General features: G+C 64.3%; 11 protein-coding genes. 2 read left to right on the forward strand and 9 right to left on the reverse strand.

The features are described 5' to 3' along the window. The 3 genes from VDP82_RS07425 to VDP82_RS07435 form a co-directional block, all read right to left on the reverse strand. The coding region (locus VDP82_RS07425) for an oligopeptide/dipeptide ABC transporter ATP-binding protein (protein ID WP_323014217.1) at positions 1 to 1297 on the reverse strand (1297 nt) is incomplete at its 3' end. Beyond that, positions 1294 to 2127 carry an ABC transporter permease gene (locus VDP82_RS07430; protein ID WP_323014218.1) on the reverse strand — a complete coding sequence of 278 codons (834 nt, stop codon included), beginning with the start codon at positions 2125 to 2127 and terminating at the stop codon, positions 1294 to 1296. The genes VDP82_RS07425 and VDP82_RS07430, both read right to left, overlap by 4 nt. Further along, positions 2124 to 3041 carry an ABC transporter permease gene (locus VDP82_RS07435; protein ID WP_323014219.1) on the reverse strand — a complete coding sequence of 306 codons (918 nt, stop codon included), beginning with the start codon at positions 3039 to 3041 and terminating at the stop codon, positions 2124 to 2126. The genes VDP82_RS07430 and VDP82_RS07435 overlap by 4 nt, the downstream gene beginning before the upstream one ends. 228 nt (positions 3042 to 3269) lie before the next feature. On the opposite strand from VDP82_RS07435, the gene VDP82_RS07440 reads away from it, so the two are divergent. Both VDP82_RS07440 and VDP82_RS07445 read left to right on the forward strand, forming a co-directional pair. After that, positions 3270 to 4361, forward strand: coding sequence for a Zn-dependent alcohol dehydrogenase (locus tag VDP82_RS07440; protein ID WP_323014220.1), 1092 nt, complete (start codon positions 3270 to 3272; stop codon positions 4359 to 4361). Positions 4362 to 4363: 2 nt separating this feature from the next. Continuing rightward, positions 4364 to 5851, forward strand: coding sequence for an aldehyde dehydrogenase family protein (locus tag VDP82_RS07445; protein WP_323014221.1), 1488 nt, complete (start codon positions 4364 to 4366; stop codon positions 5849 to 5851). A gap of 71 nt (positions 5852 to 5922) precedes the next feature. On the opposite strand, the gene VDP82_RS07450 is transcribed toward VDP82_RS07445, so the two are convergent. From VDP82_RS07450 to VDP82_RS07475, 6 genes are all read right to left on the reverse strand, one after another. Further along, positions 5923 to 6615: an isochorismatase family protein gene (locus tag VDP82_RS07450; RefSeq protein ID WP_323014222.1), complete on the reverse strand. Its 693-nt coding sequence runs from the start codon at positions 6613 to 6615 to the stop codon at positions 5923 to 5925. Between the two features lie 84 nt (positions 6616 to 6699). Continuing rightward, the gene (locus VDP82_RS07455; protein WP_323014223.1) at positions 6700 to 7362 is read right to left on the reverse strand and encodes a GntR family transcriptional regulator; all 663 of its coding nucleotides are present in this window, start codon (positions 7360 to 7362) and stop codon (positions 6700 to 6702) included. 104 nt (positions 7363 to 7466) lie between these two features. Further along, a complete protein-coding gene (locus tag VDP82_RS07460) occupies positions 7467 to 8369 on the reverse strand; it encodes an amidohydrolase family protein (protein ID WP_323014224.1) in 903 nt (300 codons plus the stop codon). Positions 8370 to 8425: 56 nt separating this feature from the next. After that, positions 8426 to 9118, reverse strand: a complete 693-nt coding sequence (locus tag VDP82_RS07465; protein WP_323014225.1) for an enoyl-CoA hydratase/isomerase family protein — start codon at positions 9116 to 9118, stop codon at positions 8426 to 8428. Beyond that, on the reverse strand, positions 9115 to 10497 hold the full coding sequence (locus VDP82_RS07470) for a phenylacetate--CoA ligase family protein (protein ID WP_323014226.1): 1383 nt from the start codon (positions 10495 to 10497) through the stop codon (positions 9115 to 9117). The genes VDP82_RS07465 and VDP82_RS07470 overlap by 4 nt, the downstream gene beginning before the upstream one ends. A gap of 35 nt (positions 10498 to 10532) precedes the next feature. Then, a partial coding sequence (locus tag VDP82_RS07475; RefSeq protein ID WP_323014227.1) for an alpha/beta hydrolase occupies positions 10533 to 11397 on the reverse strand: 865 nt, incomplete at its 5' end.

Here is an 11397-nt window from a genome sequence, read left to right on the forward strand (position 1 = left end):
TGCCATTGAGATAGACATCGCCGCCGCTGGCATCGGCCAGCCGCAGCAGCACCCGGGCCAGGGTCGACTTGCCACACCCTGACTCGCCCACGATCCCCAGCGTCTTGCCGGCCAAGAGATCGAAAGAGATATCGCGCAAGGCATGAAGCTTGTGGCTGCGGAAAAACCCGCCGCCGATATGGAAGACCTTCTGCAGGTTCTTCACGCTGAGCACCACCTTGCCATTTTCTTCCGAGCCGCCCGGGCCCGTTTCGGCCGGCTCGGCGTCGGTGGTGCGCTGGTTGCTCAGCCAGGCAGGCGTTTCCTCGGGAAAATGGCAGGCGACGGCGCGATGCGCGTCGGTGCTGTGCAGAACCGGATTGGTGCCCGAACATTGCGGTCGGTTCTGGCCGATGGCGCAACGGGGATGGAAGGGGCAGCCGCTCGGCCGCTTGCGCGGATCGGGGACGAAGCCGGGGATGGAATAGAGCGCCGCCACCTTGTGGGTGATCTGCGGCAGGCTGGCGATGAGGCCGGCGGTATAGGGATGGCGGGGATCGTTGAAAAGCTGCTCGCCCGGTGCCTGCTCGACGATCCGCCCCGAATACATGACGGCCAGGCGATCGGCATATTCCGATACCAGCCCAAGATCGTGGGTGATCAGAACCATGGCGGCGCCGGTCCGCGCCCTCACCTCGGCAAGCACCTGCATCACCTGTGCCTGAATGGTGACGTCGAGCGCGGTGGTCGGCTCGTCGGCGATCAGCAGATCGGGCTCGTTCGCCATGGCCATGGCAATGACCACGCGCTGGCGCATGCCGCCCGAGAACTCATTGGGATACTGGCTGAAGCGGCGCTCGGGATTGGGAATGCCCACCAGGGTCAGCAATTCGATGACGCGGGCATGCACTTCGGCCTTGGATTTTCCCGGATTATGCAGGCGCACGGCCTCAGCGATCTGCGCGCCGATGCGCAAGACCGGATTGAGCGTGGTCAGCGGGTCCTGGAAGATGATGGAAACCGCCTTGCCCCTGACCTTCTGCAATTCAGCGAAGGACAGCGTCGTCAATTCCTGCCCGCGCAGCCTGATGCTGCCCGAAACGATGCGCAAGCCGCTGCTCAGCAGGCCGAGCACGGCCAGCATGGTGAGGCTCTTGCCCGAGCCTGATTCACCGACCAGGCCCAGCACTTCATGCTCATAGACGTCGAAGGACACGTTCTGAACCAGATGGATCGGGCTGCCGTCGGCAGCCTGGGCATCGATGGACAGATCGCGCACGCTGAGGATGGTTTTGACGGGCGTGGCATCGGATGTCATGCGACCATCTCCAGATCGTTTTCCTTGGTGAAGGTCTGGGAGAGGAACTGGAACCCAGCGACAAGAATGAACAGCGCGATACTGGGCAGAAGGCCCAGGTGGGGCGCCATGGCCAGATAGTTCTGGCCTTCGGCCACCATCATGCCCCAGCTGGGCAAAGGTGGCTGCACGCCCAGGCCGAGATAGCTCAGCGACGCCTCGAGCACGATGATCATGCCGAATTCATAGGAGCCCACAATCAGCATTTGCGGCAAGACGTTGGGCAGCAGGTGCTGGCGGATATTCCAGGTGGCGGACGCCCCCTGCACCCGCGCGGACAGGATGAATTCCCGCTCTCGCAGGCTCAGCGTCATGCCGCGGGCCACACGGCCATATGCAACCCAGCTCGACAGCCCGAGGATGATGGCCAGATTGACCACGCTCGGCCCAACGATGGCGGTGACCGCAATAAGCAGCAGCACCCGGGGAATGGAGAGCTGCAGGTCGGCCAGACCCATGATGAACACCTCCACCGGGCCGCGGAAATAGCCGGCGACAAGACCGAGCACGACGCCGAGAACCAGGCTCACCGCCACCGCCCCGAGGCCGATCAGCGTCGAGACCTGCCCGGCGAGGGCGAGGCGCGAAAGCATGTCGCGCCCGAGCGTGTCGGTGCCCAGCAGAAAGAAGCGGCCATCGAAGGACGTCCCGCCGATGGGCAGCAGGGCCGCACCCAGATCCTGGTGATAAGGGGCATAGCCGGGCAGCATTGGAACAACGACGACCAGAACGGCGACCAGCGCCAGAAGCGTGATGGCGACCGCCTGGGAAAGGGAAATCCGGGCCTTCATGCGAGCCTCACGCGTGGATCGAGAAAGCCGTACAGAATATCCACGATCAGATTGATGATGACGAAAACAAGCGAGATGAGGAACACACCCGCGATGATAACGGGGAAATCGCGCTGGGCGACCGACTGGACGATCAGGCGGCCCACGCCCGGCCAGCTGAACACCGTTTCGGTGACGACCGTGCCGCCCAGCAGCATGCCCAGATTGATGCCGGCAACCGTTATCAGTGGTAGGAGGGCGTTGGGCAGCATATGCCTGAGCAGCACCTGGATGCGGCCCTGGCCCTTTGCGAAGGCCGTGCGCACATAGTCGTTGCGCTGCTCGGCCGAGAGGGAGGCGTTGAACAGGCGCAGGTAAAGCGCAAGCTCATAGGTACCCAGGGTCAGCGCCGGCAGGATGAGATGGGCAAAGGTTCCTCGCCCGTAAGAGGGCAGCCATTTGAGCTGGATGGAGAAGATCAGGATCATCACCAGCCCGAAGGAAAAGATCGGGATGGCCTGGCGGCCCAGGGCGATCCAGGTGATGACGTCGCGCACCCAACCGTGACGCGTCATCCGCATCAGGATGCCCAGCACGAAGGCCAGGCCGATGCCGACGGCAAAGGAGGACAGGGCCAGCTCCAGCGTCGCCGGGATACGCTCGAGCACGAGATCCATGGCCGGGATAGCCTGGCGGAGGGAGAGGCCGAAATCGCCGGTAAAGGCCTTGGCCATGAACAGCAGATACTGGACGATCAGGGGCTGGTCCAGGCCGAGCGCGGCCCGCAATTGCGCCGCATCCTCAGGGGTGGCCTCGGGAGGCAGCAGCAGAATGGCCGGATCCCCGGCCAGCCGCGTCAGGAAGAAGGCAGCGGTGATCACGCCGATAATGGTCAGCACCGACTGCAGCAGTCGCTTGATGATGAAGCCAGCCATTCCACCTCCTGCGGGAATCGTGATGATACTGTCGGCTAGCGCCAGGCGCAGGACAGAGCGGACTTTCCCCCTTGCTCTCGCCATCAAACCTAGAAGGGCGCCAATAAACTGTCAACAGTAGACATGTAGCCGATTTGCTATTAGCCTACATGCGCGATGAGCAGGTCTTGCAGGCCTGCCGGAGAATGCATGTCTGGCGCCGCCTGCTCGCGAAATGAAGGATATGAGATGAAAGCAGCGATTGTCTGGCAGGCCGGCGAGCCCATGACCATTGAAAATGTCGCCATCGAGAAGCCTAAGAGCCGCGAGGTTCTGATCCGCACGGCCTATGCCGGCATCTGCCATTCGGACCTGCATTTCGCCGATGGGACATACCCCCATCCCGTGCCCTATATCCCCGGCCATGAGGCGTCGGGCATCGTCGAGGCGGTGGGCGAGGACGTAACCCATGTCAAGCCCGGCGACCATGTCGTGGGATGCCTGTCGGTCTTCTGCGGCACCTGCCCGCAATGTGTTACCGGCCATCCCAGCCTTTGCGAATCCGAAAGCCCCAAATTGTCCGCCGGCGTGGCGCGCCGCATGTCGCTTAACGGCCAGGTCATCCACCAGTCCTCCAATCTTTCCGCCTTTGCCGAGCAAATGCTGGTGCATGAAAACGCGGTGGTGAAGATCGACCGCGACCTGCCGCTGGACCGCGCGGCCCTGGTCGGCTGCGGGGTGCTGACCGGTGTCGGCGCCGTGGTCCATGCCGCCAAGGTCAAGCCCGGCTCCACCGTTGCGGTCATCGGCTGCGGTGGCGTGGGCCTGTCGGTCATTTCCGGCGCGCAACTGGCCGGCGCCGGCCGCATCATCGCCATCGACCGGCTGGACAGCAAGCTCGCGCTCGCCCGGGAGCTGGGCGCGACCGACGTCATCAACGCCACCGACCAGGATCCGGTGTGCGAGGTCATGGAGATGACCGGCGGCGGCGTGCATTATTCCTTCGAGGCGCTGGGGCTCAAGCAGACGGCGGACCAGGCGTTCCGCATGCTGCGCATGGGTGGCACCGCAACACTGCTCGGCATGTTCAAGCCGGGCACCAAGCTCGAATTCGAGGGCTCGCTGTTCATCAAGGACCGCAAGATCCAGGGTTCCTCAATGGGCTCGAACCAGTTCCGCGTCGATATTCCCAACCTGCTGAACTTCTATCGCCAGGGCCGCCTGAAGCTCGATCACCTGATCAGCAGCCGCATCGAGCTCGAACAGATCAACGAGGGCTTCGCCAATCTCCACGGCGGCGCCCCGGTGCGCCAGATCATCGACTTTCACGCGGAGATGTGAACATGACCGCTCTCGAGCTGCATCCGCAAACGAAAGCCTTTCTGGCGCGCACGCTTGGCCATTTCATCGCCGGGCAGGTGGCTCCCTCCCAGGGCGACAAGACCAGCCCGGTCCATGATCCGGGCCGGGGCATCGAACTTCTCCGGGTGCCGCTGGGCACGCAGGCCGATGTGGACCGCGCCGTGGCAGCGGCCCGCGCCGCTTTCGACACGGGTCCTTGGCGCGGCATGAAGCCCAATATGCGCACACGCGTGATCTGGAAATTCGCCGATCTCATCGAGGAGCACACCCAGGTCCTGGCCGAGCTGGAATCGATCAATAACGGCATGCCGATCGGCGCCGCCAAGATCGGCCATATCGGCACCTCGGTCGATCTGCTGCGCTACGCCGCCGGCTGGCCGACCAAGCTGACCGGTCGCACCATTCCGGTTTCCGCGCCTGGCGAGTGGCACGCCTATACCCTGCGCGATCCGGTGGGCGTGGTGGCACAGATCGTGCCCTGGAATGGCCCGCTGATGATGGCCGCCTGGAAGCTGGCCCCTGCCCTGGCCTCGGGCTGCACCATCGTTCTCAAGCCCGCCGAGCAGACGCCGCTTTCCGCGATCTATCTGGCGGAGCTGGCAATCGAGGCCGGCATTCCCGAAGGCGTGTTCAACGTCGTTTTGGGTGGCGCGGAAGTGGGCGCCGCCCTGTCCGCCCACCCCGATGTCGACAAGATTGCCTTTACCGGCTCGACCGCCGTCGGCCGCGCCATCGCGGGGGCAGCGGCCCAGGCCAACTTCACGCGCGTCACCCGCGAATTGGGCGGCAAGAGCCCGGTCATCGTCTTTCCAGATGCCGATCTGTCCGCCGCCATCCCCGCTATCGCCGCCGGCATCTTTTCGGGCGCCGGGCAGATCTGCACGGCGGGTTCACGCCTCTATGTACACGAAAAGGCCTTTGACCGTGTGCTCGAAGGCGTCGCCGAAGCGGCCGGCAAGCTGAGTGTCGGCTATGGCCTCGATCCCGCCACCCAGATGGGGCCTTTGATTTCCGCGGCCCATCTGCAGCGCGTGGCCGGCATGACCGAGAATGCGGTGCGCGAAGGCGCATCGGTGGTGACGGGCGCCGAGGCTATCGAAGGAGGCGGTTATTTCTACAAGCCCACCATTCTGGCGAGCCTGACGCCGGATTCGACCATCGTGCGCGAAGAGGTTTTCGGGCCGGTGCTCTCCGCCTTGCGCTTCAACGACGACGATCTCGACGCCATCGCGGCCGAAGCCAATGGCAGCGCCTATGGATTGGCGGCCAGCATCTTCACCAGGGATTTCTCGCTGGCGCACAGAATGGCGGCCCGTGTGCGCGCCGGCACTATTGGCATCAACCGGCACTTCGTCGGTGACAGCGCACTGCCCTTTGGCGGCTTCCGGCAATCGGGCTGGGGACGTGAAAAGGGCGAGGACATGTTCAACGCCTATCTCGAGACCAAGGCCATCGCCGCCCCGCTCTGAAACCTGGGCGACCATCGCAAAAGGGCCCGGCGAACAGCGTTCGCCGGGCCCTTTTCTTGGCTCGACCCCACTCAGGCCGCCGGGGAAATCTGGCGCAATGCCTCCACGGCCTCGTCGGTCGAAACGACGTCGGCATATTTGGCGTCCATGTCGAAGAGATTGACCAGGTGGGATGTGGGGGACCGGTCATAGACCGCGTCATGGGGCACCAGTACGCGGTAGTTATAGGCGAAGGCATCGACCACGCTGCCGCGCACGCAGCCGCTGGTGGTGCAGCCGGTGACAACCAGCGTATCGATGCCGCGCTCGACGAGATAACTCACCAGGGGCGTACCGAAAAAGGCGCTGGGGTGACGCTTGGGCAGCAGCACGTCGCCGGGCTGCGGCGCGACGGGGGGAACGAATTCATAGCCCTTGGCGGCTACGCCCATCAGTGCGGGGACCTTGGCGGCCAGGCGGCCGGTATCGAAATTTTCCTTGGGCGCGACGTAAGGATAGATGATCGGCCAGCCCTTTTCCCGGAACTGGGCCACCAGCTTTTCGATCTGCGCCACCGCGGCCCAGCCCACCTCCCCGCAGGAGGTGGGAAATTCCTTGATCGACTCTGCGAAGGGCCTGGGTTCGGTGCCGACGGTGCGATACTGCACATCGATGATCAGAAGCGCCGGTTTGCCGCCAATGCCCGACGAGCGGCCAAAGCCCGCCGCCTCATAGGCTTCGACTTCCTCCTTGGGGATCACTCCATCCCAGATCTTCTCGGCCACGACACACTCCATTCTCGTGTGCGGCACCAGCGCCGCACACCGATTCAAGAGGGTTCAGACCAATCTGTCAACAGTTTTCAGTTTCTATTCCGCTGCCGCCATGGCGCTGAGCCGGGCATTGCGCAAATGGGTCCGCATGGCCTTCTCCGCCTGGTCGGGGTCCCGGGCCTCCAGCGCCACGACGATGCTCTCATGCTCGATCAGGGCAGCCCGCGCGCGGCCCGGCAAGGTGCTGGATTTACGCCGATGGATGCGGAGCTGATAGTAGATCTGATCCATCAGCAGCCGCTCGATCTGCTCGCAATGGGCAGCCTTGATGATCGAGAGGTGGAAATCGTCGTCGGTCGAGCGTGGCGAATAGGCTTCGCCGGCCGCCACCTCGGGTTGCCGCCCATCGCTGTTCAGCAAATCGCGCAGCCGCGCTACCTCCTGCGTCGAGATGCGCTCGCAGGCGAGGCGCGCGCCCATGCCTTCCAGCGCCTCGCGCGTATAGAAGAGGTCTTCGAGGTTGCGCTTGGACAACTCGATCACCCGGACGCCGATGCGCGGCGTACGGGTGACGAGGCGCCCCTCCAGACGCCCCAGCGCTTCCCGCAGCGGCCCGCGGCTGATCCCCAGCCGACGTGCCAGCTCCGCCTCGGACAGGCGTTCACCGGGCTGGAATTCACCCGAAGTAATCGCCGCGACCACCATGTCCAGCGCTTCGGAACTCAGCGAAGCGCCCACGATTGGCTGTATAGTGCTCATTCATGCTCCTGGCCGGCTCGACTCTTCGCCGTCACCTTACCATGGCCAACGTCAACTGTTTACTGGCATTTTACCGCCCTATCGAGCAGAGCCGGCGAAACGTCCTACCCCGGCAGGTTGAAGACGCGCAGGGCGTTGTCCCGCATGATCTTCCGCTTGGCGTGGTCACGGAATGCAAGATCATCGACTTCTGTGACGGCCCGCTCCGGGTCGATGACCCACCAATCGGTGCCGAACATGAACTTGTCCTGTCCGAAGGTATTAGCGAAATGCACCGCTGACTGTCCCCAATGCTTGGGGGCATAGGCGTCGCCTGCCATATAGACATTCCTGTGCTTGGTGGCGACAGAAATCATTTCCTCCGTCCAGGGATAGCCCAGGTGAATGCCGATGATGGTGAGTTCGGGGAAGTCGATGGCGATCCGGTCCAGCAGCATCGGCTTGGCCACGGTGGCGAGGCGGTTATCGTCCCGGTAGACCAGGCAATGTCCCACCTGCATCATGATCGGGATGCCGAGTTCGGCGCAGCGCGCATAATAGGGATAGTAGATGGCCGCGTCCGGCGCCTGGCCGAACCAGTGCGGATAAAGATGGGCAGCCACGAAGCCGAGGTCCTTGACCGCATGGTCGAGCTCCTTGAGGCCCGAAATGCCCAGCAGCGGGTTGATGCCGGCGACGCCGGAATAGCGGTGCGGGTATTTCTGGCAGGCTTCGTGCACGTAGGAGTAGGGGATTTCGGTGGAAGTGCTCATGCGGCGGTCGCCGCAGCGGGCGGCGATGAGCAGGGAGCGCTCGATGCCGGCACGATCCATCTTCTCTATATATTGCTCAGACGTCAGGCCGCGGCGATGGTCGTCGGCCATGCGCACCTGATCGCGGAAGTTCTCATCCGTTGGCACGCGCTTTTCGGCTATTACCTGCGGGGTATAGAAGTTCACCACGATGTCGATGGCGCCATAGCCATCCCGCGTGCTGGTGGGATCGAATTGATAATCGGTACTGGCCATCGCTGCCTCCTGTCGCGCCAACCGTAGAAAGTCGGACCTAAACTGTCAACTGTTGACTACTGAAGCCGTGTGCGGGCTTCCGCCTGCGCCATGCGCCGGTCGACTCCTATCGGATCGAGCTGCATCCGCACCTGAAAACTTTTTCGCACGCGACCACTGAGCGCGGCGGCGATTCTGTCGTCGAGCTCCATGGGCGGGCAGATTTCCTCGACGAGGCCGGCGTCCAGCGCGGCATCCGCATCGATCAGCGCTCCGGTGTCCGCAAGCCTCCGCACCACGCCGGGAGCACCGCGCCGCCAGAGGCCGGCCATGGCCACGCCTGGATAAATACCATGAGTGATTTCTGGTAATCCAAACCGCGCCCCGGTGCTGGCGATGGCATAGTCGCAGCTGCCCAGAAGGCCCATGCCGCCGGCGACGCAAGCGCCATTGATCCGCCCGAGGATCGGCACGCCTACCCTGGCCGCCGCGCGCAAGGCCGCGCCCAGGCCGGTCGGCCCTGACGAGGACAGATCCTGCCGGATGGCCGCGTCATTGGCCAGATTGAGCCCGGCACAGAAAGCCCGTTCCCCGCGCCCCGTCAGCACGATTGCCCGCAGCCCGCCCTCCCACGCCAGGGCGGTGAACAACTCGGCCAGGGCATGGAACTCGGCGGGATCGAGGGCATTGGCGCGCTCGGGGTGATCGAGGAAGATCGTCGCGACCCCATCTTGCCGGGCAAGCGACAGGCCGGCCGCTCCGCCGGTCATCGCCCCTGTCGCAGATCGACGATACGCTTGGGCTTGGCCATGGCGACCGGATCGAAGATATCGTCGCGTCTGGCGATCTCGATCTGCGGACGCAGATTGGTCAGCGTCATGACCAGATTGGCGATATCGGCGCCGATGCTCTCGCCGGCATTCGCAACCGGGGCCAGGCGCAGCAGCAGCACATCGGGCGAAAAGGGGTCGGTAGCCGATTCGGACGTCACCACGATCTGGTATTCTTCCAGCGTCGTGATCTTGTCGAGCTCGGCCTTGAGGCTGCCCAGATTGACCAGGGCGCCCTTGATCTTGATGATGTCACCCGTGCGCACCGGCTTGGACGACAGGCGCACCGAGGTGCGTCCGCAATGCGGGCAGGCGGCGTGGTCCAGCGCCCCCATGTCCCCCACCTTGTAGCGCAGGAACACCGTGCCGCGACGGTTGAGATGGGTGATAGCCAGCATGCCGGTCTCCCCATCGGCCAGCCGGGCGCCGCTGTCATTGTCGACCACTTCATGGAAGACCTGGTCGGGCATGGAGCTGTGAAAGCCCGAGCCGTCGCAGCATTCGATCATCGTGCCGCCCTGTTCGGTGGAGCCGTAGCGATTGACGATAATCGTGTCGGCGCAGTCGAGATTGCGCATGCGCAGACGCAGATCCTCGCGCATCGCCGGTGAGGCGGCTTCACCGGTGGTCATCACCATGCGCACGGAGGTGAAATCCGCCCCCAGTTCGGCAGCGCGCAGCAGGACGCGCCGCACGAAACCGGCCACGCCCCACAATACCGTCGCCTTGTGGCGGGCGACCGCCGCCACCGCCTCGTCGACGCTGCGGTTGACTGGATAATAGCTGTCCACGCGCCCGGTATTGGCGATCAGCATCGCCGCGCCCACGGCCGCCGCCTCGTCGGGGCCGCGGGAATAGGCGCCCATGGGGAAGGATGTCAGCGGAAAGAGATTGGCGATGAGGTCGGTGTTGCGAAGGCCGATCAGGTCCTGGCGGGTGCGAAACAGGTCCTGATAGGCGAAATGGTCATGCGAGGTCACGAAGATCGGTGCCGGGCGGCCGGTCGTCGTACCCGTCGTATAGATGACCTTCCACAGCGTCCCTTCCGTCAGCGGTAGCCCCTCCGGCCGCAGCCGGAACGCTTCCGGATCGGCCAGGAAGTCGGTCTTGGAGGATGGCGGGAGCTTGACCAGATCCTGGGTGGTCTGGATATCGGCGGGGGTCAGGCCATGGTCGCGCATGCGCCGCGCGTAGAAGGGATGGTGGTGGTAGCAGAGTTCCACCATGTGGCGGAGCAGCCCGTCCTGCAAGGCCCGCACCGCCTCCAGCGGCTGCCGCTGAATGTCCGGCAGGGTATAGATCGGGGCCTCGGTCGACATCACATTCTCCAGTAGGGGGACGGTATTGGGATCGGTCAGCGCTGTTCCATCCGCCCGGCGATGGGCGCGAAGAGGTCTTCCGGCTCGAAGGAAACCGCGACGGGAACCGGGGAGGCGGCAAGCATGGCCATGACATCATGGCGGAGCACATCCCGCCATATCCCGGCATAATGCCCGGGTTGCTTGAGCAGGGCGATGGCGCGCCGGGTGAGCCAGGCCGGATCGATGCGCGGCTCGTTGGTTCGGCGCGCCGCATGGCCGCGATCGAACCACGGATACCACAGTTCCTGGTCGCGCAAATGGTGCCACAGGCGCAGCAGATAGCCGCCGTCGTCGCCCGGTTCGATATCGGGTGCATATCGCTTGCCGAACAGCATGCGCTCCTCCGCCGTCAGCAGCGGCGGCGAGCGCAGCGCGAGCCGGGGCACCCGCCCCGGATGGCGTTGGGCGAAGCCGAGCGCCAGCGCGGCAGAGGTTCCCTGGGCATGAATTTCGATCACCGGCCAGCCCAGGATATCCACAACGTCCTGTATCTGGGCCAGCCAGATGTCCTGCCCCGGCGTTCCGTCCGCCGGAGATTCGGCATTGCCGGCCAGATCGAAGGCCAGCACCGGCCGCGACTGCGCCAGGATTTCGATTTCGGCAGCGTGCAAATCGTAGCTGCCCGGCAGATCATGGAGATAGATGAGGGGCGTTCCCGGCTGATCGAGCCCTTTCCCCCAGGCCCGCACCGGGCCGTGGCGCGTTTCGATATAGTCGCAAAGCGCAGCCGGCAGCGTGCCGGAAGAAAATTGCGAGCGATACGGCGGAACGTCTCCCCCGGCCGGGTGACGGCGCAGCAGGCCGAGCTCTTCCTTGAGCGCCATATCGGGATCGCGCGACATGACATGGACCGGCGCA

This window comes from Devosia sp. (assembly GCF_034675085.1).
In the GTDB taxonomy this organism is placed as follows: Bacteria; Pseudomonadota; Alphaproteobacteria; order Rhizobiales; family Devosiaceae; genus Devosia.